At 44.0% G+C, this 22,427-nt stretch carries 28 protein-coding genes and 1 tRNA gene; 17 read left to right on the forward strand and 12 right to left on the reverse strand.

The window, feature by feature from the left end; genetic code table 11:
* On the forward strand, positions 1-214 hold a 214-nt coding region (locus H539_RS30735; protein ID WP_155890001.1), incomplete at its 5' end, for an integrase core domain-containing protein.
* Positions 215-1,074: 860 nt separating this feature from the next.
* Here the strand turns inward: H539_RS30735 and H539_RS0110315 are convergent.
* A complete protein-coding gene (locus tag H539_RS0110315) occupies positions 1,075-1,944 on the reverse strand; it encodes a ClpXP adapter SpxH family protein (protein ID WP_245602155.1) in 870 nt (289 codons plus the stop codon).
* Entirely contained in the window at positions 1,941-2,345 is a 405-nt protein-coding gene (locus tag H539_RS0110320) for a globin domain-containing protein (RefSeq protein WP_026693449.1), read from the reverse strand. Before H539_RS0110320 ends, H539_RS0110315 begins: the two co-directional genes overlap by 4 nt.
* A 473-nt stretch (positions 2,346-2,818) precedes the next feature.
* Between H539_RS0110320 and H539_RS0110330 the strand changes: the two genes are divergently transcribed.
* Positions 2,819-3,037 carry a hypothetical protein gene (locus H539_RS0110330; RefSeq protein ID WP_026693450.1) on the forward strand — a complete coding sequence of 73 codons (219 nt, stop codon included), beginning with the start codon at positions 2,819-2,821 and terminating at the stop codon, positions 3,035-3,037.
* On the opposite strand, the gene H539_RS0110335 is transcribed toward H539_RS0110330, so the two are convergent.
* A complete protein-coding gene (locus tag H539_RS0110335; protein WP_035322335.1) occupies positions 3,012-3,680 on the reverse strand; it encodes a lytic transglycosylase domain-containing protein in 669 nt (222 codons plus the stop codon). The two genes, H539_RS0110330 and H539_RS0110335, sit on opposite strands and share 26 nt — an antisense overlap.
* A 23-nt stretch (positions 3,681-3,703) precedes the next feature.
* Positions 3,704-4,282: a CYTH domain-containing protein gene (locus H539_RS0110340; RefSeq protein WP_026693452.1), complete on the reverse strand. Its 579-nt coding sequence runs from the start codon at positions 4,280-4,282 to the stop codon at positions 3,704-3,706.
* Between the two features lie 252 nt (positions 4,283-4,534).
* Here H539_RS0110340 and yjbM point away from each other — a divergent pair, with 252 nt between their 5' ends.
* Genes yjbM through H539_RS0110355 form a run of 3 tightly spaced genes read left to right on the forward strand, consistent with a single transcriptional unit; the run spans position 4,535 to position 6,947 of the window.
* On the forward strand, positions 4,535-5,167 hold the full coding sequence (gene yjbM, locus H539_RS0110345) for a GTP diphosphokinase (protein ID WP_026693453.1): 633 nt from the start codon (positions 4,535-4,537) through the stop codon (positions 5,165-5,167).
* A gap of 54 nt (positions 5,168-5,221) precedes the next feature.
* Positions 5,222-6,016 carry an NAD kinase gene (locus H539_RS0110350; protein ID WP_026693454.1) on the forward strand — a complete coding sequence of 265 codons (795 nt, stop codon included), beginning with the start codon at positions 5,222-5,224 and terminating at the stop codon, positions 6,014-6,016.
* 7 nt (positions 6,017-6,023) lie between these two features.
* Complete coding sequence (locus H539_RS0110355) at positions 6,024-6,947, forward strand: RluA family pseudouridine synthase (protein WP_026693455.1); 924 nt, start codon at positions 6,024-6,026, stop codon at positions 6,945-6,947.
* 334 nt (positions 6,948-7,281) lie between these two features.
* On the opposite strand, the gene prpE is transcribed toward H539_RS0110355, so the two are convergent.
* Positions 7,282-8,019: a bis(5'-nucleosyl)-tetraphosphatase PrpE gene (prpE, locus tag H539_RS0110360; RefSeq protein WP_026693456.1), complete on the reverse strand. Its 738-nt coding sequence runs from the start codon at positions 8,017-8,019 to the stop codon at positions 7,282-7,284.
* A gap of 241 nt (positions 8,020-8,260) precedes the next feature.
* On the opposite strand from prpE, the gene mgtE reads away from it, so the two are divergent.
* The 3 genes from mgtE to H539_RS28295 all read left to right on the forward strand — a co-directional run bounded on the left by mgtE (position 8,261) and on the right by H539_RS28295 (position 11,575).
* Complete coding sequence (gene mgtE / locus H539_RS0110365) at positions 8,261-9,631, forward strand: magnesium transporter (protein WP_026693457.1); 1,371 nt, start codon at positions 8,261-8,263, stop codon at positions 9,629-9,631.
* A gap of 141 nt (positions 9,632-9,772) precedes the next feature.
* Positions 9,773-10,549: an enoyl-ACP reductase FabI gene (fabI, locus tag H539_RS0110370; RefSeq protein ID WP_026693458.1), complete on the forward strand. Its 777-nt coding sequence runs from the start codon at positions 9,773-9,775 to the stop codon at positions 10,547-10,549.
* 330 nt (positions 10,550-10,879) lie between these two features.
* Positions 10,880-11,575 (forward strand): CotO family spore coat protein, encoded by a 696-nt coding sequence (locus tag H539_RS28295; protein WP_035322337.1) that lies wholly within the window; start codon positions 10,880-10,882, stop codon positions 11,573-11,575.
* Between the two features lie 315 nt (positions 11,576-11,890).
* Here H539_RS28295 and H539_RS28300 read toward each other — a convergent pair whose 3' ends face one another.
* Positions 11,891-12,490, reverse strand: coding sequence for a CotY/CotZ family spore coat protein (locus tag H539_RS28300; RefSeq protein ID WP_051348538.1), 600 nt, complete (start codon positions 12,488-12,490; stop codon positions 11,891-11,893).
* Between the two features lie 120 nt (positions 12,491-12,610).
* Between H539_RS28300 and H539_RS0110385 the strand changes: the two genes are divergently transcribed.
* The 6 genes from H539_RS0110385 to H539_RS30740 all read left to right on the forward strand — a co-directional run bounded on the left by H539_RS0110385 (position 12,611) and on the right by H539_RS30740 (position 15,861).
* Positions 12,611-12,970, forward strand: a complete 360-nt coding sequence (locus H539_RS0110385) for a DUF1360 domain-containing protein (RefSeq protein ID WP_026693459.1) — start codon at positions 12,611-12,613, stop codon at positions 12,968-12,970.
* Positions 12,971-13,288: 318 nt separating this feature from the next.
* Positions 13,289-13,774 carry a hypothetical protein gene (locus tag H539_RS0110395; protein ID WP_051348539.1) on the forward strand — a complete coding sequence of 162 codons (486 nt, stop codon included), beginning with the start codon at positions 13,289-13,291 and terminating at the stop codon, positions 13,772-13,774.
* 12 nt (positions 13,775-13,786) lie between these two features.
* On the forward strand, positions 13,787-14,257 hold the full coding sequence (spoVAC, locus tag H539_RS0110400) for a stage V sporulation protein AC (protein WP_026693461.1): 471 nt from the start codon (positions 13,787-13,789) through the stop codon (positions 14,255-14,257).
* 4 nt (positions 14,258-14,261) lie between these two features.
* The gene (gene spoVAD / locus H539_RS0110405) at positions 14,262-15,287 is read left to right on the forward strand and encodes a stage V sporulation protein AD (protein ID WP_026693462.1); all 1,026 of its coding nucleotides are present in this window, start codon (positions 14,262-14,264) and stop codon (positions 15,285-15,287) included.
* Positions 15,288-15,320: 33 nt separating this feature from the next.
* Complete coding sequence (gene spoVAE, locus H539_RS0110410; RefSeq protein WP_026693463.1) at positions 15,321-15,677, forward strand: stage V sporulation protein AE; 357 nt, start codon at positions 15,321-15,323, stop codon at positions 15,675-15,677.
* Positions 15,678-15,756: 79 nt separating this feature from the next.
* A complete protein-coding gene (locus H539_RS30740; RefSeq protein ID WP_155890003.1) occupies positions 15,757-15,861 on the forward strand; it encodes a YjcZ family sporulation protein in 105 nt (34 codons plus the stop codon).
* A 42-nt stretch (positions 15,862-15,903) separates the two neighbouring features.
* Here the strand turns inward: H539_RS30740 and H539_RS0110415 are convergent, their stop codons facing one another.
* A complete protein-coding gene (locus H539_RS0110415; protein ID WP_026693464.1) occupies positions 15,904-16,191 on the reverse strand; it encodes a hypothetical protein in 288 nt (95 codons plus the stop codon).
* 153 nt (positions 16,192-16,344) lie between these two features.
* On the opposite strand from H539_RS0110415, the gene spoVIF reads away from it, so the two are divergent.
* Positions 16,345-16,602 carry a sporulation-specific transcription regulator SpoVIF gene (spoVIF, locus tag H539_RS0110425; protein ID WP_026693465.1) on the forward strand — a complete coding sequence of 86 codons (258 nt, stop codon included), beginning with the start codon at positions 16,345-16,347 and terminating at the stop codon, positions 16,600-16,602.
* Positions 16,603-16,951: 349 nt separating this feature from the next.
* Here spoVIF and H539_RS0110430 read toward each other — a convergent pair whose 3' ends face one another.
* Positions 16,952-19,225: an ATP-dependent helicase gene (locus H539_RS0110430; RefSeq protein ID WP_026693466.1), complete on the reverse strand. Its 2,274-nt coding sequence runs from the start codon at positions 19,223-19,225 to the stop codon at positions 16,952-16,954.
* A gap of 186 nt (positions 19,226-19,411) precedes the next feature.
* On the opposite strand from H539_RS0110430, the gene H539_RS0110435 reads away from it, so the two are divergent.
* Positions 19,412-19,708 (forward strand): hypothetical protein, encoded by a 297-nt coding sequence (locus H539_RS0110435; RefSeq protein ID WP_026693467.1) that lies wholly within the window; start codon positions 19,412-19,414, stop codon positions 19,706-19,708.
* A gap of 37 nt (positions 19,709-19,745) precedes the next feature.
* Here H539_RS0110435 and H539_RS0110440 read toward each other — a convergent pair whose 3' ends face one another.
* From H539_RS0110440 to H539_RS0110460, 4 genes are all read right to left on the reverse strand, one after another.
* On the reverse strand, positions 19,746-20,168 hold the full coding sequence (locus H539_RS0110440) for a GNAT family N-acetyltransferase (protein WP_026693468.1): 423 nt from the start codon (positions 20,166-20,168) through the stop codon (positions 19,746-19,748).
* A gap of 4 nt (positions 20,169-20,172) precedes the next feature.
* The gene (locus tag H539_RS0110445; protein WP_026693469.1) at positions 20,173-20,688 is read right to left on the reverse strand and encodes a YjcG family protein; all 516 of its coding nucleotides are present in this window, start codon (positions 20,686-20,688) and stop codon (positions 20,173-20,175) included.
* A 78-nt stretch (positions 20,689-20,766) separates the two neighbouring features.
* Positions 20,767-21,498 carry an alpha/beta hydrolase gene (locus tag H539_RS0110450; protein ID WP_026693470.1) on the reverse strand — a complete coding sequence of 244 codons (732 nt, stop codon included), beginning with the start codon at positions 21,496-21,498 and terminating at the stop codon, positions 20,767-20,769.
* Positions 21,499-21,844: 346 nt separating this feature from the next.
* The gene (locus H539_RS0110460) at positions 21,845-22,069 is read right to left on the reverse strand and encodes a WYL domain-containing protein (protein ID WP_026693471.1); all 225 of its coding nucleotides are present in this window, start codon (positions 22,067-22,069) and stop codon (positions 21,845-21,847) included.
* Between the two features lie 236 nt (positions 22,070-22,305).
* On the opposite strand from H539_RS0110460, the gene H539_RS0110465 reads away from it, so the two are divergent.
* Positions 22,306-22,377, forward strand: a tRNA-Val gene (locus tag H539_RS0110465).
* The last annotated feature ends 50 nt before the right edge of the window (positions 22,378-22,427 follow it).

A 22,427-nucleotide genomic window follows, 5' to 3' on the forward strand; every position in this document is an offset into this window, starting at 1 on the left:
CGATAATGCCTGCATCGAATCTTTCCACGCCACGATTAAAAAGGAACTCATTTACCGAAACCGTTTCACAACACGTAAAGAGGCGATTTCTGCCGTCACAAGCTATTTGATTAACTTTTATAATGAAAGAAGGAAACATTCTACTTTGGGGTATCTCTCGCCTAATCAATTTGAGAGAAATCACCTTTTGTTAAACACATCTACTATATCCTAATTTTATTCTTGCGAGAAAAAAGGAATCTTTCTACCTGTGAATTCTCCTACCTAGGGAAACATTTAGTTTATACAAAACAAGCCATCATTTTAAAAGTTATCCTAAAATTAGTGTCCACTTTCTTGACGGAAGTCCAGAATTTACCTCTATGTCCAAACTGGAGCTCGTTTCGGAAGCATATAAGGGGAGTTTTTACCGTTATGCATGGAAAAACCACTTATTTTCGTTAGTTTTGAGTTAATAAGGGGAATTCCTCCCTTTATTTAATCTATTTTTTAGGTAGATTTTGAATTAAGGGGAATTTTTCCCGCTATTTTACACATCGCCTCGCGGGAGCAAAATAAGATGATCCAAAAATAAAAGAGGGTGGAGAAAAATTTTCGTTTTTCTTCACCTGTTTATTAGGATTTAAATCCCCTGAACCGTTTTTTATTATTGAAGAAAGAAAGCAGAAGAAAAATAGAGAGAAATAAAAGCGGGGCAGAAATGTAAAAAGGAAACAAACGCATAAAGCTCAACGTTAAAAGGAAGAAGGAGAGCAGCAGTAAGAAGATTATCAAAAGGATAGCGGGCTTTTTCATAGGTCACCTCTATTCTTTGTCCTCATTTAAAATATGTATGTGCTGCTGCCTTCATACTTAATTTTTGACAAACTTGTGAAATAAAACACAAACTCTTGCCCTCTCTCTATACATCTGATATATTTAGAGTGTGAAGTTAATCACATACAAACATACCCCTTTGTTTGGACCGTGAAATTTCTCCCAACCCCTTTGTTCGTAAAATGATAAAAGTCCTTGCTTCGGCAAGGACTTTTTTTGTTCTCTTTTATAAACAATATAAAATCTCAAAATGAGTGCTTAATCAATGATTTTCCAGTACGTATCCTTTGTCCCTGAAATCTTTTGCACCAGCTGCCGAAGGACCAATTTTTTCATTTCGCGCTCCACATCCTGGTGACTCATCTTATAAATGCTGGATATTTCCGATGAGGACGCAAGCCTGAATATTTTCATGAATTCTTCAACCTCAGGCGGCTCGGCTGGTTCTGGGAGGCCTCCAAGCATTTCCTCTAAAATATGCTTGTAAATTTCATAGGAATAGTATCCGGATATTTTAATTCCTTCTTCTTCTATATTGTGATTGAAGAAGACTAAGGTGGGAAGTTCAGCAACCTCCATTTCACTTGTGATTTTTAAATCACATTGAAAAGCCTTGGCGGCACTCGCAGAGGCAAAATCCCTGACAAATTCCGCAGTATCAAGCTTGGCGCCTTTAGCGCATTCATATAGTATATCAAGGTCGGAAATATTCATCTTCTCAATAAAAAGCATTTCCTGAACCTTTCTTAAGAAACGGATGCCGGCTCTTCTGCCCTGCAGGCCAGCTGCTTTGATCGCAATAGACGCATTATAGGGAGTAGAGACCGGACTCTCGGAACTCCGTCTCCCTTCCGGCTTAAAAGACGGCTGGAGATTAGCGGGGCTTGATTCAACTCTTACATTTTTCATTTTATTTAAAGCTGAAAGCTTTGCACCAAGGACATGCTTGAAGGAGATATATTTGCCATATTCGATCTGCAGCCTCTTAATGACAGGTTCTATAGACCAGCAGTCATGGCAGAGTGGATCTATAAAAACGTATATTTCAATAGGCTTATTATCCATGGCCTTACAATGCTGGGAAGCTATCCATTCTGTAACATTGAAATTAGGCTCTTGAGAGTTCAACTGTGATCTCCTTTCGCATCGTTTTCAGGAGTGTTGATCATATGCTGGGCAGTCAATACTAGGCGATGGTAAAAGAATTCCCGGATTTCCCCTGTCAATTCCACTTCGTCCATGGCTTCCCTCATGCAGGAAAGCCAGGCTTCTGCCCTTGTGGGAGTTATTTCAAATGGCATATGGCGCGCTCTAAGCATAGGATGTCCGTGCTCGCTCGTATAAAGGGGCGGGCCCCCAAGATATTGAGTCATAAACTGCTTCTGCTTTCTGGCTGTTTCAGTTAAGTCAGCAGGGAATATAGGCTGTAAGGCTGGGTGTTTGCTTACCTTTGAATAAAATAAGTCAATAAGTTGATGTAATGTTTCTTCCCCAATTGTTTCAAATGGTGTGTTATGCCCTTCTATCATTCCCGTTGCTCCTTTAGATAATGTGTAAAGATATTTTATCAATCCCTCTGTAATATCTCAAACATATCGCCTTATACTGTTCTATTACAGAGAAAGTTATGAATAGAAATCCTGGTCGGGCCGGGGGATACAGGCTGGCTTTAGTCTATTTCGTTTCATGGGACCGGCGGCGAAGGGTGCTTTTCGGGGGAACACTGGGCTGTAGCCAAAAGAGGGAGTGAAAGAAAGGGCTGGTTTGGAGTGTGAAATAGCCGGGCTCGATTCATCCAGGAGGCAGGGGGTGTATAGGCGTGTTTTTGAAATTATAAAAGGTGTGAGGGACAATCCGAAATGGCGTATGAGAGGAGATTGGCCGCTGGAACTCATTATGATCTGAAGTACATAATAAATGATCCGATTTCCCGATTTTATGATCCGATTCTTAAAATTAATGGTCCGATTCTAAAATTAATGATCCAAAGGTGGCTGACGGTATGGTTTCAATATCGGGAATGGTCGAAAAAGCGATGAAATGTTCGAGGAATCAGAGGAATGATCTGGAAAGAAGGGACATAATCGAGGCACCAGAAGAATGTTCCGAAAAGATGGGAAATGATCGAGGCCAAAAAAAGAGGTCCGGAATCACTCCAAACCCTTTTCTGGCAGAAAAGCCGACTGTCCTCTCGGTTAAGCCTTATTATAATGGGCCATGATATTGGAAACGTAATGTTGGGTCTCTTTAAAAGGAGGCACCCCATTAAATTTCTTCACATTACCCGGACCGGCATTGTATGCGGCGAGTGCAAGCTCTGTGCTGCCGCCGAATTGATCCAGCATCTGCTTGAGGTATTTGCTTCCTCCCATGATATTTTCATAAGGGTCGAAAACATCCTGCACTCCAAGAGACTGTGCGGTGGAAGGCATCAGCTGCATCAATCCTCCTGCTCCTGCACCGCTTTTGGCGTCCGAATTAAAATTGGATTCCTGCTGAATGACAGCTTTGATCAATTTAGCGGGAATATTGTAAATGGATGCCGCTTTATCAATGATTTCACCAAAGCTTCCGCCTGAAGCTGGACTTTCCTTTTGGGAAGCCACGGGCGAAAGAAGAGGGGCAGAGGGGAGTGGCAGGGTGAAGGAAGACACGGAATTCTCCGCTTTTTCAAAGGCATTTTCTAAAACGGAGAGAGTAGCCCCTAGCTTGTCTCCGAGCGCACCTGCCGCTCCGCTCCCGCTATCCAGCATATTTCCCAGTATTTCCTGAAATAAAGCTCCTGCAGTATTATCCTTTTCTTTGGGCGAAGAATTTTGCAGGCTGTATATGTTAAGAAAGGATTGTAAATCCTGAATATTCATCAATTGCACCACCTGTTTTCAGCCTACCGGCCAAATTTAGCACGATAAAAACGTCTAACTTTATTTTCGGCTGGACGTACCGGGATGTTTAGCGTTTTTAGCATCTGGAAAAAATTAGTTTTTCCTTCTTCTCTTTCCTCAGCCTCATATTCCAATTCAAAATCCTCTTGCCCAAGATAGGTACTGTGATCAAGAACGATTGTTCCATTTTTATACGGAGCCTCGGCCCTGGTGGTCTTCAGGGTTCCGAAATACTTGAGCTCCTCTGGGGCAATGCCGAGGGAGGAAATGATTTGATAAATGCTGTTTTTTGGTATGACGGCTCCAGACAGGATCCCTTCTGTCTCTGTTTCACTTAGGGCTTCATGGGTTTCCAGAATCGCATCATCCTGAGGCTGTTTCAGCGTCAATACAAAACGGCCGTGCTTTTCTCGTATTCTTAGTGCACAGCCTTCGCTCTTTAAGTCAAAGGAAGAAGTGTCGAAATAATGGTTTGCCTGCGTTTGAAAGGCATGGGGAGGCAGTGCGAAATAGTGCGCTGCAGCCTGGAATTCCTCCTGTGTCAGCATGTTTTTAAATTCAATTTCAAGTTCCTGTTTCATGTTATCCTCCAAGCTGTAATTTTCTTAACTGCCGCGGTACAACAATAACTCTTATTATAATCTTATTTTCCTGTTAAGTAACAAGGAAATTGCCATCTCCTTTATAAGGCTGCCGATATGCAAAGGGCCATCTTTTCGGCACGAAACAAAAGGACCAAACCTTATGAAACAAAGAGAGGATATGGTAAAATAATACCGTTCATATAAATAGTGTACTTAAGAAAAGAATGGTATTATGGCAGGTGGCGCAAATTGAAACATTGGGAAGAATTTCTGGCTCCATACAAACAGGCAGTTGATGAGCTTAAGGTGAAGCTTAAAGGCATGAGGGGGCAGTTTGAACTTGAACATCATCATTCTCCCATTGAATTTGTAACGGGAAGGGTTAAGCCGATTGCAAGCATCCTGGATAAAGCGCACCAAAAGGGGATATCCCTGGATAAGCTGGGCTCCGAGCTCCAGGACATTGCTGGTTTACGAATGATGTGCCAGTTTGTGGATGATATTAAAAGGGTCGTTGAATTGCTCAGGCAGCGGAATGATTTTGAAATTATTGAAGAGAGAGACTATATTTCACATAAAAAGAAAAGCGGTTATCGTTCCTATCATGTGGTGATTAAATATCCTGTCCAGACGATCAATGGAGAGAAATCAATCCTCGCTGAAATTCAAATCCGGACCCTGGCCATGAATTTTTGGGCAACAATCGAGCATTCTTTAAATTATAAGTATAAAGGGCAGTTTCCTGAAGATATTGAGACCCGCCTGCAAAGGGCCGCTGAGGCGGCATTCTGGCTGGATGAGGAAATGTCTTTGATCCGCTCGGAAATAAAAGAGGCACAAAGAGCATTTCTCAGGAAAGCGGAAGGCAAAGAAAAAAATTGAAAAGCATTCTTGCAGCCTGGCAGAAATCCAATAAAAAATGAAGGGCGGGAGCATATGAAGTATGCAATAACTTCTAAGGGCGATACAAAATCAAATGAGCTTATGCACAAAATGAGAACCTATTTAAATGATTTTGATCTTCAATACGACGAGAACCAGCCGGATATGGTGATATCTGTCGGAGGTGACGGCACTCTTCTTTATGCCTTCCACCGGTACAAAGACAGGCTGGATAAGACCGCTTTTGTAGGAGTTCATACCGGGCATCTTGGCTTTTATGCGGACTGGACGCCTGATGAAGTGGAAAAGCTGGTCATCGCAGTGGCTAAAACTCCTTTTCAGGTGGTGGAATATCCCCTTCTTGAGGTGATCATCCGCTATCAGCACGATGGTAAGGAATCCAGGTATCTGGCCCTGAATGAATCAACGATTAAATCAGTGGAGGGCACTCTGGTTATTGATGTGGAAATTCGGGACCAGCATTTTGAAACATTCAGGGGAGACGGCTTGTGCATATCGACCCCTTCCGGCAGTACGGCTTATAACAAAGCTTTGGGAGGTGCGATCCTTCATCCTTCCATCCCTGCCATTCAGCTGGCCGAGATGGCTTCCATCAATAACAGGGTATTCAGGACAGTCGGTTCTCCGCTTGTACTGCCGGCGCATCACACATGCATGCTGAAGCCTGTGAATGATGTTGATTTCCAAATCACCATTGATCATCTGACTCTTCTGCATAAGGATGTCAGGTGCATCCAATTTCGGGTGGCTTCAGAGAAAATCCGTTTCGCACGGTTCCGTCCGTTCCCATTCTGGAGACGTGTAACGGAATCCTTCATTAGAGAGTAGGGAAAGCATGAAGGCTGGGACAGAAAGCCCTGACAGCCGGTTCAAGCTTGAATGGACAGCCGGAAAGAGGGATCAGGGGAAGCTGCTTCGGGAGTTTCTCGCAGAAAAAGAAATTTCCCGGGCTTCCCTCACTGACATCAAGTTTAACGGTGGCAGCATCCGGGTGAATTCAGGGGAAGCAACGGTAAGATATCGTTTAGGCGGGACTGAGCATATCGAGGTCCGCTTTCCGCATGAAGAGCTAAGCCCCGGGCTCGTCCCGGAGAATCTGCCGCTCGAGATCGTATATGAGGATGCGTATGTTATGGTCATCGAAAAACCGCCGGGCATGAATACCATCCCTTCAAGGGACCGCCCCCGGGGAAGCATGGCCAATGCCATTGCCGGCTATTATCAGAGGATCGGACTGGCTTCGACCATTCACATTGTAACAAGGCTGGATCGGGATACTTCGGGACTTATGCTTATAGCCAAACACAGACATGTGCACCACTTATTAAGCGCCCTCCAAAAGGAAGGAAAAGTCAACCGCTATTATGAAGCCATCGTACATGGACCTGTGGAGAAGGACAGAGGATTTATCGATGCTCCGATCGGAAGGAAGGACACAAGCATCATTGAACGTGAAGTGAGGGACGATGGGCAGTATGCCTATACTGGATATAAGGTGATAGAGAGACTGCAGGGCTATACACACCTCAAGCTTAAGCTTCAGACTGGCAGGACCCATCAAATCCGTGTCCATCTGGCACATATTGGACATCCGCTTGCCGGTGACGATTTATACGGGGGGACATTAGTACATATAGCAAGGCAGGCCCTTCACTGTGAATCGCTTTCTTTTTATCATCCGTTACTGGATCAGGAACGTTATTTTGAAAGAGCCATTCCAGCCGATATGAAAAAGCTGATTGAATGGGGCAGAACATAAAAACACAGGCTGTGTGATTTTACAGAGGGCCGAAAAGACAGTCTATTAGTAAAACTCGCCTTAGTGAACTGCACCCTGAATTTTAGACAAAGTCTAATTTTCAGGGTGCAGTTCATATTTTGGCGGATTTTTTAGAAGTCATACCGTAACGCCAGTTAGTTCATGCATAAAAATGAGGCTCTATTTTTCGAATTGAGTCATCAGACGGAATTTTTCCGTCTATCTATCAGAGCGGATAACCCTATCCTTCAGCCGATCCGACCAGCACCTCGTAATCCTAAATGCGGGAATAAGAAAAAGACGTATGCCCATTCATACGTCATTTCTGTGATAGTTACATTCTCCGGAACTTTTCAGGGATAAAGGGCATGCTGGAGGGAACAGAAACCAGCTCGCGTTCAGGATATCTCAGTGCCGTAAGCCTATTGCCGAAAACGGCCCCTGTATCAATGTTAAATGTGTTATTCAGCTCCCTGGCCTCCTTTACAGGAGTATGGCCATAGACAATCAGCGCATTCCCTCTGTAATGTTTGGCCCACTCCCTTCTGACAGGAGTTCCATCCGGATTTGTTCCTCCAGTTATGTCTCCATATAGCACAAACGTTTTAACCTTTGAACCGTGCCTGCCTATGTAGTCCTCCCGGATCCCTGCATGGGCAATGACCAATTTCCTATCGTCCAGAACGTGGTAAAGGGGAGAGGCCTCATACAGCTCCATGAATTGGCTTCGTATGTTATCCTTTTCCTCCGCCGAAAGTGCCATATACTCGGCAGCCGTCGTTTCCAGTCCGTGAATAAGCTTGACCTTATTTCCCTTGAAATAGCGGTAAAGTTTATCGCAATGATTTCCGGGTACATAGAAAGCGTTCTGCTGTTGAATGACAAGCTTCCAGACAAGCCGGATTACCTCCAGTGATGCAGGGCCCCTGTCGGTCAAGTCGCCGACGAAACCAAGCTTCCGGCCATCCGGGTGCTCCGGGACCCCGTTTTTTTCCTGATATCCGAGCTTTTCAATAAGGCTTTTTACTTCATCATAGCATCCGTGGATATCGCCTATAATATCAATCTTCACTTTATGCCTCCTGGCTTCATAGAGTAAACAGCTGAAAACATTTTGCAGTCTTATAGTATCTTAGCACGAGAATTTTATCCTGAAACGTTGAACCGATTCTTATAAGGGAATAGAGGTTATAAAAGTATTTCAATTTTTGCATACTGAATAGTACTCGCTCACCCGGATGATGCGTTATGCTTATGAAGGGTTGCGCACTTTCTATCGGTTAGCATTACAGCTTGGGAGGGGGGAGACACAGTTGGCTGAACAAGAAGAAAGAATGGAACAGGCGGAATTTAACAGACTCCTGGAAGCTTTGCAGAACGAGCAGATCGATTCATTCAGGGGGGATTTCCTAGACATGCATCCCTATGTTCAGGCTAAGTTTTTCAGCAGCCTGGATGGGGATGAGCGGACACGGATCTATCATTATTTATCCCCGGAGGAAATGGCAGCCCTCTTTGAAAATATTGAACCTGAAGAAGAAGAGGTCCGCGGCCTTCTCTCTGAAATGAATCCCGCCTATGCTGCAGATATGCTTTCGGAAATGTATGCAGATGATGCGGTCGATGTCTTGAATGAACTAGACAAGGAGCAGGCCGCAAGCTATCTCACCATCATGGATAAAGAGGCCGCCGCAGAAATTAAAGAGCTCCTGCATTATGAAGAATACACGGCCGGAAGTATTATGACGACGGAATATGTAGCGATTGCTGCGAACCAGACAGTCCGTTCGGCCATGTATATATTGAAAAAAGAAGCACCGGAAGCAGAAATCATTTATTATCTTTTTGTAATTGATGAAGATAAAAAACTCGCAGGCGTTATTTCGCTGCGGGATTTGATTGTAGCCGATGATGAGACGATGATCCATGAAATCATGAGTGAGAGAGTTGTATCCGTATCTGTAGGGGAGGATCAGGAGGAAGTGGCCCGAATGATGAGAGATTATGACTTTCTGGCAATGCCAGTCGTGGATTTTCAGAATCATCTGATGGGAATCATTACAATTGATGATATTGTGGATGTCATGGAAGAAGAAGCATCAGAAGACTATTCGAAGCTGGCAGGTATCCCTGATGCCGATACGGCTGACAGAAGCCCTTTTGCTGCTGCCAGAAAGCGTCTGCCCTGGCTCATCATTTTACTATTTTTAGGCATGTTCACCGCCAGCCTGATCGGGCGATTCGAAGAAACATTGAACCAAAAGGCCATACTTGCTGTGTTTATGCCCTTGATTGCAGGGATGGCGGGCAATACGGGAACACAGGCACTTGCTGTTGTTGTCAGGGGAATCGCAACAGGAGACATAAGGTCCGGAAGCAAGTGGAAGCTGCTGCTGAAAGAAGGAAGCACAGGACTTCTGATTGGGATCAGCTGCGGCATACTCGTAACCTTTGTCGTGTATTTCTGGCAGAATGATATCTTTTTGGGGCTGCTGGTAGGCACTGCAATTATCGTGACACTATTTGTAGCGACCCTTGCCGGATCATTAATCCCGCTTGTTATGCATAAAATGAAAATTGATCCGGCAGTTGCCTCAGGCCCTTTTATTACGACCATCAATGACATTATCAGCGTCCTGATTTATTTTGGGATGGCGACCTTATTTTTAAGTTATTTGAAATAAAAGGCCCGCATCAGGTGCGGGCTTTTGATTGGCCCGCCGGAGCTTTCCTTAAGGGGAAAACACTTTTTTCTTTTGCGTAAGTCGTTTATAATAAACTTATGACTAGGTACTAATAACTTGTTATATATAGGAGGATTATTAATGGGCTTCTCTTTAGAAGGAAAAACATTTGTCGTAATGGGTGTAGCGAATAAACGAAGCATCGCCTGGGGTATAGCGCGTCAGCTCCACGATGCAGGTGCCAAAATCATCTATACATATGCTGGAGAAAGAATGGAAAAGAGCGTACGTGAACTGGCTGTATCATTGGACGGAGATAAGGCAGTTGTCCTTCCGTGTGATGTTACCAGCGATGAGGACATCAAAAAGTGCTTTGATGAAATCAAGCAAAACGCAGGTGTCATTCATGGGATCGCTCACTGCATTGCCTTTGCCAACAAAGAAGAATTGACTGGTGAATATATGAATACCACTCGTGACGGTTTTCTGCTGGCGCAGAATATCAGCTCCTACTCCCTGACTGCGATTGCAAAAGTGGCACAGGATTTGATGACCGAAGGTGGAAGCATTGTTACCCTTACCTATCTGGGAGGGGAAAGAGTCGTAAACAATTATAATGTAATGGGTGTGGCCAAAGCTTCCCTCGACGCTAGTGTGAAGTATCTTGCGAATGACCTTGGCCCTAAAGGAATCCGCGTGAATTCGATTTCTGCCGGACCGATCAGAACTCTCTCTGCAAAAGGCATAAGCGACTTTAATTCCGTCTTGAATGTCATTGAAGAGAATGCTCCTCTCCGCAAGACAACCACAACTGAAGAAGTGGGCGATACGGCTGTATTCCTGTTCAGCGACATGTCTCGCGGCATCACGGGCGAAAATATCCATGTGGATTCCGGCTATCATATCCTGGCAAGATAAAACATATTTCTTAATCCAAACTGCAGACAGACCTGATACAGATCGGGGAAGGCTGCAGTTTTTTATTTTTGGCTTTGAGCGGAAATCAACCTCATTGTTCCAAAGCGACAAAGTTTGCGAAAACAGCCATATTTTTTTAATGGACTTTCAAGCATTTCACAGCATTCATTCATACCGCCTGCCCCATTGGGATTTACTCCGAAACTGTCATAGGACAACATTCTGTTGAATAGGATGAAAAAAGAGCAGGCTCTTTTAAAAGGGCTGTTTAAACCAACAAGATCAACAGCTGTGTTTGTCTTAGTCGCCTATCGAAGAGGAGGTAGAGGTATGTCGGAAAAGAAGGATATCCGGGAACAAAAGCCTTTCATGTATATAGTCCAGCCTAAATTGACTCCGCCTAAGACCGCGGTTCAGTCTGAAATTCGGATAAAAAAGACCCATCATGATGAAATCATAGAGATCGAGGAACTGCCTGGCAGCCCTCGTGCTGCCTCAGAGCAGGTCATGCAGAAGGAGAAAGAAGCTATTAAGGGGGAGATTGTTCAATCTGTTCAAGATTTGGTTCCTGCCGAAGGAATTCCATCTGAAGAAAAAGCGGCGAACGGGGAAGATGACGATATCCCTGAGATTAATATTATCAGCATTACAAAAGAGGAGGGGCTGGAAACCGAAGCTGGGGGAGAAGTGCCCGAAGAGGCTGAAGAAATCCAGTTTAAAATTATTCACAGCAATGAGGGGTTCCAAACAGAAGAAGAAGGAACCGGGGAGCCTAAAACCCAAAGAAGAAAAAAGATTCAAAAGAAATTCACAGAAATGACTACGAATGAGCTGCTTGAGTATTTGATCAGGATCCCTAGGATTGTGCCAAAGCCATTTTGTGAAATGAAGGTCAATGACAGGATCATCAGAGGGCAGATTGAGAAAAGTAAGGATGATATTATATATATAAGGCCGGCTTATGGAACAAACTTAATTTCAGCAAGAAAAGAGGAAATTGAATATATTACCTTTCTGAGGTTTTAACCAGTGTACCGGAGTGATTCTATTATGGAATTGCTCTTTTTTGCAGGCTCCATTCTGGGTGGGCCTTTCTTTATGGGAAGGGCTGGGCAGTGGACCTGCTGCTGTATCAGGATTCGGGGCTTGAGATAAAGCAAACAGCTTATCCATAATTTTTTCGAACAGGTTGATGAAAAGACCCAAACCATTCATGAAACAAGCCATATATATATATTACCAAACCAACAGCTTGTATAACTCAGCAGCAAAGCTCCAGATAAAGATATTCCACAATAGAAAAACAACCTGAGGCTGCACCCCCAGGTTGGGTAGAAATAGTTATTCTTTAGGATCATCGTGGTGTTTTGTTACATGGTCTGCAGCTATTACAGTAGTAGCAGGCAGGCATGCAACAGCGCAGAAGCAGTCGAGGTCTACAGTGATACAGATTCCAGTGGATAGGAAAGGTTCATCGATTGCCGCCGCAATCGTTTGAATCTTGGCTACCAGGCTGTCTAAATCCGCAAGATCGTCTCTTATATCGATCAAACATTCAGTAGTCAATAGCTCAAGTGTAGCACAGCAGGTATCCGGACATACATCAACCACCCGGAACACGATGGTTTCAAATAACACAAGATTTGAATGATGTGAGCCATAACTAGTTTCCCTGCGGAAGCCTAATCCTAAATATGGAAGAGCAGTGCTCTTGCTGGTTAGGATTACCGGAATAGTATTGAATGGACTTACATTTCCGTTACCGTGGTGGCCGGATACACCGCCCAGTAATTCTCTTATTGATCGATTGCAGCTTGTTGTACAGGTGGATGGTGATCCTGGATGATGATGATCGGGATTGACCTGTTCTTGAGCTTCTGCAATCGCTAATAATGTTTCGCATACACAATTTGAAGTTTCAAAATTGGAACCGCAACTCATGGTTTCTCCTCCTTGGTAAAGTAAATATATTTCATTAACAGACTATGATATAGGGGAAAGGGTGGTATGAGTCATTAGCCCAATTTTTATTAATTTCTTTAAGACCGGAGGGATTCTGCTATGCTCCTGGGAATTAATTTACCGCTGATTTTGCTGCTGGGACTGGCATCTTTTCGATTCACACGATTAGTTGTATATGACAAGATTACGGAAAGATGGAGGGCTCCTTTTTTTGATGAAATGGTTGAAAAAGATGAACATGGAAAAGAAGAAATATATATAATACCTAAACCTAAAGGGTTTAAAAAATTCGTTGGTGAACTGCTCAGCTGCTTTTGGTGTACAGGAATCTGGTGCAGCACCATCCTATTAGGCCTTCATTCTTTTATTCCAGAAGTGGGAGACCCGGTTATCCTCATTCTCTCTGTTGCAGCAATTGGGGCACTGCTTGAAGTAATTAATACGAAGCTTCTGGGCTAGTATGATATGCAGGTTCTCTATATATCCATACAATGTACTATTAAGATTAAAGGGGGAAAGTTCTATGGAAAAGAAAGTTACGTATTCCCATCTTGAAGCTTATCTTGCCAAGCAAAAACCAGTAAAAGTTAAAAAGGACTGCGGATGCGGCAAAAAAAAGAACAAGTGAAAGGGATTATGCATTAGACACGATGTCTAATGCTTTTTTTATGCTCACACATTTGGGATTATGTTCCTTAAATTAGAGTTCATAATTTCTGTTTAAATGAAAAAAATAAAAGAATCTTGACTGAAATACATATATAGGAAGTGACTGAAATGTTAAAGCCATCCAGGATGAAGTCCCTTAGCACCGCCCTCCTTCTCATCATGGTGCTATCAGGGTGCAGCAATGAAGAAAGCGGACCGCAGAGTAAAAAGGCTTTATTCAGTAAAGTAAATCCCAAACCAGCATTGATTGCACCGGTTTCAATGGAAAACCGGAAAGAACTTGAAAGAATCAAGCAGGATGTTATGAGCGTAAACACCAATTATGATGCGGCCATTGCAAGGAAGGGAAAAGAAGTGCTCGTAAGCTACAAGGTCAAACACTTTAAAAGATTTCAAATGAAGAAGATTGAATCTCAGGTAACCAAAAAGCTTGAAAAGGATTTTCCCTCTTATACATTCACCGTATCCAGCGATTATAAGATTTTTCTTGAGATTGTCCGGCTGAGTGAAAAAACGAATCGGCCCGGCACCTCAACCAAGGAAGCGGCAAAAAGGTTCAATCAGATCGTTAAGCTTAAGGAAGAATTAACATAAAGGGGGATCATCATGCCAAAAAAGAAAGAATTAAATCCACAGCAGCAGAAATACCAGCAGCTTCAGAAAAATTACGAGACTAAACGGCCGGTCCTGGCTAACTGTATAAAAGCCTTCTTCGTCGGGGGATTGATTTGCCTTGTGGGACAGGCTCTAACGTATTTCTATATTTACTTTTTCAATTTCACAGAGCAGACTGCCGGAAACCCTACCGTTTCCACAATGATTTTTATCGCGATGCTCTTAACCGGTTTTGGCATTTATGACAGGCTTGGGCAGTTTGCCGGTGCGGGAAGCGCCATTCCGGTAACCGGTTTTGGGAATGCGGTTATCTCTGCTGCCATCGAACACAGGACAGAAGGGCTGGTTCTCGGTGTCGGAGGGAATATGTTTAAATTGGCTGGTTCGGTCATTGTGTTTGGAGTTTTTTCCGCATTTATTGTGGCCCTCATCAAGACCCTGATCATGAAAATAGGAGGATAAGAATGTGCTGACAGGTAAACACACATGGATATTTCAAAATCGTCCCGTGATCCTCTCAACAGGAGTGTCAGGAGGCCCGTTTGAAGCCGGAGGAAAGCTTGCCGAGGACTTTGATATCCTTCACGATGATTTATGGATGGGAAAGGATACCTATGAAAAAGCCCATCAGTTCCTCCTGGAAGAGGCGGTACAAAAAGCACTTGAAAAGCAGCAGATGCAGAAAGAAGAGATCCAGTTTTTTTTAGCCGGTGATCTGATCAATCAAATCACGCCATCAAGCTTTGCGGCAGCAGCCAACGGCATCCCTTATCTCGGACTGTTCGGAGCATGCTCGACTTCCATGGAGGGACTTGCTCTGTCCGCGTTCATCGTCAACTATTCGGGGGCCGATTATTTGATAACAGGGGCATCAAGCCATAATGCGGCCGTTGAAAAACAATTCAGATATCCAACCGAATACGGTGGTCAGAAACCTCCAACCGCGCAATGGACTGTGACTGGTGCTGGGGCAGCCCTTGTGGCAAAGGCCGGGAAAGACGGTGCAGCCTATCCTTGTATTACTTCAGCGACCATCGGAAAGGTTGTGGACATGGGGTTAAGCGATCCTTTTAATATGGGGGGAGCCATGGCGCCGGCCGCTGCGGATACCATCATAAAGCATCTGAAAGATATCGGGCAGGATCCGGATTATTATGATTTAATCGTGACCGGAGATTTAGGGAAGATCGGACGAAAAACAGCATTCGAATATATGAAGAAGCAGGGGCTGGATCTACAGGAGGAAAAATTCCAGGACTGCGGGCTGATGATTTATAAAGAGGATCAGGAGGTCTTCTCAGGGGCCAGCGGTGCCGGCTGCTCAGCCACGGTATTTTACGGCCATCTTCTAAAAAGGATGAAACAGGGGGAATTCAAGCGGATCCTCGTCGTGGCTACTGGCGCCCTTCTGTCACCACTGTCTTTTCAGCAGGGCCAAAGCATTCCATGCATCGCGCATGCAGTCAGTGTGGAATATGGAACCAATGCATAAGGAACATATCAAGTAAGGGAAAGGAGATTCACCATGTTAGCGATGTTTTTTTGGTCATTTGTCATCGGAGGGGCTTTTTGTGTCATCGGCCAGCTGCTGTTTGATGTTGCCAAGCTGACCCCTGGTCATACACTCAGCCTTCTTGTAGTTATAGGAGCGGTGCTTGACGGTTTGGGGCTATATGAGCCGTTGATGGATTTTGCGGGAGCAGGAGCTACGATTCCGATTACGAGCTTTGGGAATTCGCTGGTGCACGGAGCCATGCAGGAAGCCGAAAAGCATGGAATTGTCGGAGTAGTAACGGGAATGTTTGAAGTCACTTCCGCAGGTATATCTGCAGCCATCATATTTGGGTTCCTGGGGGCTCTGATCTTTAAGCCTAAAGGATGATTCCCTGTTACATCTAAGAGGAGCCTGCACAGAATATCACAACTTTCATATACATGAATGGACGATATGAAAGTTGGTGATGCGAATGTATTCAGGCGGGAGCGGTTTTGGAGGTTCCACATTCATCTTAATTGTGGTTCTTTTCATATTGCTTATTATAGTCGGAGCAATTATATGGAATTAAAAAAACGGAATGAGTGATTCATTCCGTTTTTTGTTTTTCCTTTTATTCTTCTTCGCAGTTTGAGGATTCATTGCTGCTGGATGATTCAAAAAGTGACGAAGACTCATAGGAAGAGGACTCATCTGAAGAAGATTCCAAAGAAGAAGATGACTCATGGGAGCAGCTTGATTCTGACGTATGCTCATCCGCACCTTCATCACCCTTCCATCCCTTTGATGAAGATGATTCATTCTTTATATAATCAGAAACTCTGAGCGGACGGCATGAATCGTCCATATTCGGCAGGACAGGGAATGGCCTGATTTTTGGTATATCTTTTCTTGTACACATAGCAGTGCTCCTTTCAGGTGGATTCACGACATCATATGCAGAAGGAGCTTGGGTTGGTGCGGACAAGGGACTATTTTTTTGAAAACTTTTATGATAAAAGCACATTTTACATCTTCGTTCATACGATAGATTACAGAGAAGGAGGACGATAAAATGGATAATCAGTTCTTTAAGAACCTTGAGAAGAAAACAGGGGTTAAGATGACCGATGTATTTGAATTAGCGAATTCTCTGCAGGGTGCAAACTTTAAAGACGAAAAAACCGTCAGGAATGTCATCAAAAGAGTTTCTCAAATCGCCAATAAACCGATCAATGCCGAACTTGAAGATAAAATTGTCAATTCCATCATAAAAGATGGAAAGCAGCTGGATTTCGGGACCATTTCGAATATGCTGAATAATAAAAAGTAGGAACAGGGCGGGTGCCCTGTTTTTTTGTTTATAAAATTTAAAATGGGGCTGTTGATTTCCGTTCCAGGCGAATCTCTTTCCGCGGGGCGTGCGGTAAGCCTCCTCGACTCTGCCTGCGGGGTCTCAGTTTGGAGCTGGATCAGGAGTCTTTGCGCCTGAAACGAAGATCAATAAGATATTATAATCAGTGTTTTTTTCATAAAGGTTAAGTAATCAAAGTACGTATACCTATATTTAATTTCCGGCTATTCAAAAATACCTTGGGATATTCCAAATTAGTTGGGGTCATCCTTTACTCTTAATAAAAAATAAAGAACAGGGTACCCTGTTCTTTGTTTTTTCTTTTTTATCAGTATAGCCCCTTTATAAACCGGGAAGGAAGGGCGGTTTTTCCCCTTCGTGTCTGCGGGACGGAGATCATGAGCTGTTTTTTTGCCCTGGTCGCTGCAACATAAAGGAGGCGCCGTTCTTCCTCAAGCAGCTTGGAATCGCCCTTTCGGTAGGCATCCAGGGCATAGTCGTGGGGGATTCCTCCATCCACGGCGCCGATCATATAGACACATTCATATTCAAGCCCTTTTGAGCGGTGGATGGTGGTCAGCTGGATTGCGCTTTGAAAATGCTTGGACATTTTTTTGACTTCCGCATTCATGGCTCTCATATGCTCCGCATGGTCGAGAAGCTCTCTGATAGACGCGAAACGGCGGGCTGCAACCTTTAGGTCTCTAATGTCATCAGAGCCCTTTTCGGCTGTGCTTCCTTCATTTCCGCGCTTTTTAATATAATCCGAATATCCTAAGTCCTTCTCGATCCTCTCCAGGGCTGCGGCAGGGGATAGATCCTTGAGGAGCTTGATTCCGGCCGGAAGGGCAGCCAATTTCCTCTCCTGGAAAGAAAATCCGGTCTTTATCAATGATATAGCTTCAAGAAGGGTGCAATCCTGAAGGATGGATTGTGCCTTGATCTGCTGCAGCATATTCTGCTTCAGAAATAAGGCAGGCAGGATATCAGCTGCAGCCTGCGGATCCTCCGGGTTTATGCTCAGACTTAAGAAGGCAAGCATTCCCTTTACAATTCTCCGGTTATAGAAGGAATCGGCATCCTGGTCAATGACGAACGGAAGATTGCTCTGCGCGAGCCGCTCGAACAGAGCCCGTGACATCGAATGGGTTCTATATAAAATGGCAAAGTCCCCTGGTCTTGCACCATTTGCGATTTTTTCTTTTAAATCCTCCACAATCATGGTCGCTTCCTGTTCCTCATCATAAGGGAAGAATAGAACAGGAGGGGGTGCTTCATCATGCAGAGCAGCCATTTTTTTATTTCTTCGGTTTTTATTGCGGGCAATAATCCGGTTCGCTGTTGCCACAATTTGATGGGAGGATCGATAATTGTTCATTAATTTTACGATCCGGGCATCCGGAAAATCCTCTTCAAAGCGCAGAATATATTCCGGCTCGCTTCCCCTGAAGGAATATATGGCCTGATCATCATCCCCAACGGCACAGATATGATTCTTCGGGCCGGCGAGCAGCTTTATCAATTCATACTGCACCTTATTGACGTCCTGAAACTCATCGATTAAAAAGTAGGAGAAACGATTCTGGTAAAACTCCAGGATTCCCGGATTCTCTTTTAAAAGAGAATAGCAGCCGATCAGCATATCATCAAAATCATATTTATGGTGAAGTTCTTTGTATTCCTCGTATTTCCGGTAAAGAAATTGGCAGTCCCGTTCCCAATCATCAGCCGGTCTCACCATGTCAGGGAGCAGCAGTGAATTTTTCCAAAGTCCGATCTGCTGCAGGGCGGCATCAAAGGCAAATTCTTTTTCATCCAGATTTTTCTCTCTTCCGGCTGTCTTTAGAATGTGTTCTTTTTCCCAATCCCGCTTTAATAGGGATTCCTTCCGCCACTTGATGGGTTCATGATAGATCAAAATCCGGTAAAAGATGCTGTGGAAGGTGCCGCTCACAAGTCCGGTCAGCCTCGCCCTGTCCATCCCGGGGTAGCTCAAAAGACGTTCCTTCATTTCCTTCGAAGCTTTGGCTGTAAATGTGACCAGCATGATTGCATTTGCATGAATCCCGCATTCCATGATCATGTAGGCAGTCCTGACCGTAAGCACCCTGGTTTTTCCGCTTCCTGCTCCTGAAAGGACAAGGATGGGACCGTCAACAGAGGTGACGGCTTTGGTCTGCATGGAATCAAGTCGGACACCGGACTGGGAAAGAGCGTTCAGATAGGGAAGATCGGAAGCAGGCAGTCCTTTTTCTGTGTTCATGAAGGCAGGGTTTCCTGAAATGGAGGCTGCTCCCTTCCAGTCTATTTCAGGAACCTTAGCAGCAATGGCCCTCGACTTTGGCAGCCTGAATCCAGATTCATCCTCCTGCCGCTCATCTGTTTCAGCTTTTTGGGAAATGGAAGGCTCCAGGCAATCGATTTTCGAATTTTGATGGAAAAGGTGGGGCTTCTCAAGGATGCCAAGGTAAAGTGAAACCGGGCTTCCGCATACAGTACAGGAAAGCAGCCCTTTTTTGGCAGCGTCATAGATCCCCTGCAGGCCTTCGGGGGCGGCTGTCTCTAAATCTATCATCATATTATGTTTATAAGCGCGTTTCATTCAATCAAAACCTCTTTTTACATCTTCATTTGTAAGCCTCAGTTAAATATCACATTCAATCATAACAAACACAGCTGCAAATCGAAAGAAAGAAAAAGTGATAATTTTTGGTTTATACGGCCATAAATGCGGGTAGATAACTAGAATAGTATACATACATACATACATAATAAAGGAGGATTTTATATGTCTTTCGTTACTCCTATAACAGATTATCAATCAATGCAGTACGCAGCCCGGACAGAAAGCAGGATCAGCAGCTCAAAGGAATTTGTTAATGGAGCAAGTGCCGTTTTTGCTGTCATGTTGAACCGAAAGCGGGAAAGAGAAGAGCAGGAGGGAAACAGCAATCAGTACCAGCCTGCAGGAAAGCCGCAGGAAAACCAAAGCAGGGAGCAGGCAAAAAGAACCGTTCCTATGGAAGTCCTTCAAATTGCCGCAGAAATCACAGGGAAGGGAAAGGCGGTTAACTTCTTCGCTTAAACAAAAAAGGCACCCCACAAGGTGCCTTTTGCCGATTTTATACAGTCTTGACCATCGTTCTGTGCGGGATTCCTGCATCCATGAATTCTTCTGAGGCAACACGGTAGCCCAGCTTTTCATAAAATGGGATCGCCTGGGTCTGGGCATTTAATTTAAGATCGGTGATTCCCTGTTCTTTGGCATACGTTTCAATGCCGGCCATGATGGCCTTCCCCGATCCTTTCTTGCGAAGGGAGGAGAGTACGCAGATCCGTTCCACCTTGCCGATCCCATTCAGCACCCGGAATCTTCCAGCACCGGCTGGAATTCCATCGGCATATAAAAGAAAATGAATGGAATCATTCTCATATTCATCAATTTCTTCTTCAAGAGGCACCTTCTGTTCCTCTACGAAAACCTGTTTCCGGATAGAATATGCTTTCTCCAGTTCTTGTTCAGTTTCTACTCTTTTTATTTCCACGAAATCATTGTTCCTTTCCAAGTTGGAAGGTTTCATAGACAGTCCATGAGCCGTTTTCAAGCTGGTACAGCAGATGGAACCGGTCTACTTCCTCCTCATGTGTGATATTCAGCATTTTTAATTGGCCCAGTACATCGGAATGCTCATCATCAGATAGATTCTGCCCTAATGTAATATGGGGAATAAATGCATATTCCGGCTCCCCTTCAAAGAACTGGTCATGAAGGGAGTCATGCAGGCCTTTCAGCTCGTCCACCGGGTCAATTTTAAGATAGATGACATTATTGACAGGATGGAAGGAGCTTACCTTTGAGACCTTCATGGTAAAAGGTTCGAATTGCCGGGCAATCGGTTTTAGCTTTTCTGCAAGTTCTTTAATGCGGTCATCCGTAGCTTCAAAGGCGGATTTTACGGTTAAATGCGGAGGAATCAGGGCGTAATGTGAATCATATCGTTTACGGTAGGAATTAACTAAGTCCTGCAGTTTTTTTGAAGGAAAGATTACAACACCATATTTCATTTTGTTACCTCCCGAATTTAAAAGTAGAGTTATATCATTATAACAAATTTTTTGAAAAATAAGCGAATTTAAAAAGTACTAGTTTGCTAATGTTTTTTTCAAGGCCTGCTTTAAGTCCTTCTGCCAATATTTCCAGGTATGGCCGCCATCAAATTCCTCATAAAAATAGGAAGAAAAATTCATGCTGGAAAACTGGGCATGAAGTTCCCTGTTTGGCTCAATAAAATTGGCCCGTCCGCCATCAGTTGTAGGCACATCCGTTTCCTCGCTGCCGATTACATGATAGACGTCCAGAAGCTGAGGCTCTGAAAAGCTTTGCACCTGATGTAAAACGGTTTCATTTACGAGCGGAGATTGCAGGATCACCCGGCCGAACGTATGGGGGTATTGCAGGGCGGTCTGCAGCGAAACGGTGGCACCGAGAGAATCGCCAATCAGCACCCGGCCCTTGGCCATATGATAAGTGGGAAATTCCTTGTCCAAAAAGGAAACAAGCTCATGGGCGAGGAAGCGGATATAGGCTTTCTGCCTTTCTCCTTCCGGATGATATTTGGCCCTCCGGTCATGGACATTTTTATAAGGGATCCCGACGATGATCGTATTCTCCATTTCTCCTTGATGAAGCAGCTCATCAGCGGCCCGGCCGATCCGGCCCATCTGGAAATAATCCCGGCCATCCTGGGCGATCAGCAGAGTGTATTTATATAAGGTAGAAAAAGATGCCGGAAAGTAAACCAGAAGTTCCATCTCTTCCTCTAAAGCATGGCTGTAAAGCGTATATTCTTTGATTTTTCCCTGAGGGGGCTGCATGAAAATCCTCCTTTGATAAGTAAAACCTGTCATTGACATCATTTTAGCATATCCCGCTTGGGATTGCTCCGGGTTCGCCGTTTATATTTATGGCAATCTGAATACCTTGATATAAGGAAGGTTAACGGATAAAAGGTGAAAGAGAGCTGCAGCATGTTAGATACTCTGTTCATTTTACATGCTGAATAAAATCGTGGCTGCCGCACTGGCTCTCTTTGGGGGATTACAAGTAAGTCTCTATAGGGGACATCTGGAGGCTCTGATGCGGAAGGGCATTTTTAGGATTCATTCTCCTAAAGGCACACGCAGCCGGGAAGGATAGGTCCCGTTATCCTATTATTGCGTTCTAATTAGCCAGTAAATCCAGCCGCTTCCTGGATGGGACGGCAGATAAAATATTGCTCATCTTAAAGGTCCGCTTTTGATTCCTGAGATAGCAGAAGGCACGGATATAGTCTCCATTTACAGACAGCACAAGAATCGTCCGCTGGGAAATCTGCTGATCTCCCTTCAGATAAATAATCTCCAAAGGCTTTTTTTCCTCAAGGCTCCGATTGATTAATCCTTTCACGTTCTTTCCTCCATTTCAATCCTTTTATATGATCATTATATACGAACGTATGTTTTTTATTCCAATAAAAAGGAACCTGTGTTCGTATTTTTTATTTCCAGTGAAGGAGAAAGATGGATTTGAATGGATAATAGGCATTTATCTAGAGGATATACTATATTGAAGGACCGGTATTTTTTAAAAAGTCATTGACATTTATCACTTTATCAATATAATTATAAATATAACTTAATTGCGATCTGATAGTTCAGCGGGAGAATACTACCTTGACAGGGTAGGGGTCGGGGGTTCGAATCCCTCTCAGATCATACCGAAACCCTTGATATATCAAGGGTTTTTCTTATGCGCTTTTTTAGAT

Source organism: Peribacillus kribbensis DSM 17871 (assembly GCF_000430765.1).
Classification (GTDB): Bacteria; Bacillota; Bacilli; order Bacillales; family DSM-1321; genus Paraperibacillus; species Paraperibacillus kribbensis.

Excerpts from the sequence above, each read along its gene's own strand:
- H539_RS0110320 (WP_026693449.1), bottom strand. The coding sequence starts at position 2,345 with ATGATAGAAGGGCATAACACACCATTTGAAACAATTGGGGAAGAAACA.
- H539_RS0110330 (WP_026693450.1), top strand. The coding sequence starts at position 2,819 with ATGGTTTCAATATCGGGAATGGTCGAAAAAGCGATGAAATGTTCGAGG.
- H539_RS0110335 (WP_035322335.1), bottom strand. The coding sequence starts at position 3,680 with ATGAATATTCAGGATTTACAATCCTTTCTTAACATATACAGCCTGCAA.
- H539_RS0110340 (WP_026693452.1), bottom strand. The coding sequence starts at position 4,282 with ATGAAACAGGAACTTGAAATTGAATTTAAAAACATGCTGACACAGGAG.
- H539_RS0110350 (WP_026693454.1), top strand. The coding sequence starts at position 5,222 with ATGAAGTATGCAATAACTTCTAAGGGCGATACAAAATCAAATGAGCTT.
- H539_RS0110355 (WP_026693455.1), top strand. The coding sequence starts at position 6,024 with ATGAAGGCTGGGACAGAAAGCCCTGACAGCCGGTTCAAGCTTGAATGG.
- fabI (WP_026693458.1), top strand. The coding sequence starts at position 9,773 with ATGGGCTTCTCTTTAGAAGGAAAAACATTTGTCGTAATGGGTGTAGCG.
- H539_RS28295 (WP_035322337.1), top strand. The coding sequence starts at position 10,880 with ATGTCGGAAAAGAAGGATATCCGGGAACAAAAGCCTTTCATGTATATA.
- H539_RS28300 (WP_051348538.1), bottom strand. The coding sequence starts at position 12,490 with ATGAGTTGCGGTTCCAATTTTGAAACTTCAAATTGTGTATGCGAAACA.
- H539_RS0110385 (WP_026693459.1), top strand. The coding sequence starts at position 12,611 with ATGCTCCTGGGAATTAATTTACCGCTGATTTTGCTGCTGGGACTGGCA.
- H539_RS0110395 (WP_051348539.1), top strand. The coding sequence starts at position 13,289 with ATGTTAAAGCCATCCAGGATGAAGTCCCTTAGCACCGCCCTCCTTCTC.
- spoVAC (WP_026693461.1), top strand. The coding sequence starts at position 13,787 with ATGCCAAAAAAGAAAGAATTAAATCCACAGCAGCAGAAATACCAGCAG.
- spoVAE (WP_026693463.1), top strand. The coding sequence starts at position 15,321 with ATGTTAGCGATGTTTTTTTGGTCATTTGTCATCGGAGGGGCTTTTTGT.
- H539_RS30740 (WP_155890003.1), top strand. The coding sequence starts at position 15,757 with ATGCGAATGTATTCAGGCGGGAGCGGTTTTGGAGGTTCCACATTCATC.
- H539_RS0110415 (WP_026693464.1), bottom strand. The coding sequence starts at position 16,191 with ATGTGTACAAGAAAAGATATACCAAAAATCAGGCCATTCCCTGTCCTG.
- spoVIF (WP_026693465.1), top strand. The coding sequence starts at position 16,345 with ATGGATAATCAGTTCTTTAAGAACCTTGAGAAGAAAACAGGGGTTAAG.
- H539_RS0110430 (WP_026693466.1), bottom strand. The coding sequence starts at position 19,225 with ATGAAACGCGCTTATAAACATAATATGATGATAGATTTAGAGACAGCC.
- H539_RS0110435 (WP_026693467.1), top strand. The coding sequence starts at position 19,412 with ATGTCTTTCGTTACTCCTATAACAGATTATCAATCAATGCAGTACGCA.
- H539_RS0110445 (WP_026693469.1), bottom strand. The coding sequence starts at position 20,688 with ATGAAATATGGTGTTGTAATCTTTCCTTCAAAAAAACTGCAGGACTTA.
- H539_RS0110450 (WP_026693470.1), bottom strand. The coding sequence starts at position 21,498 with ATGCAGCCCCCTCAGGGAAAAATCAAAGAATATACGCTTTACAGCCAT.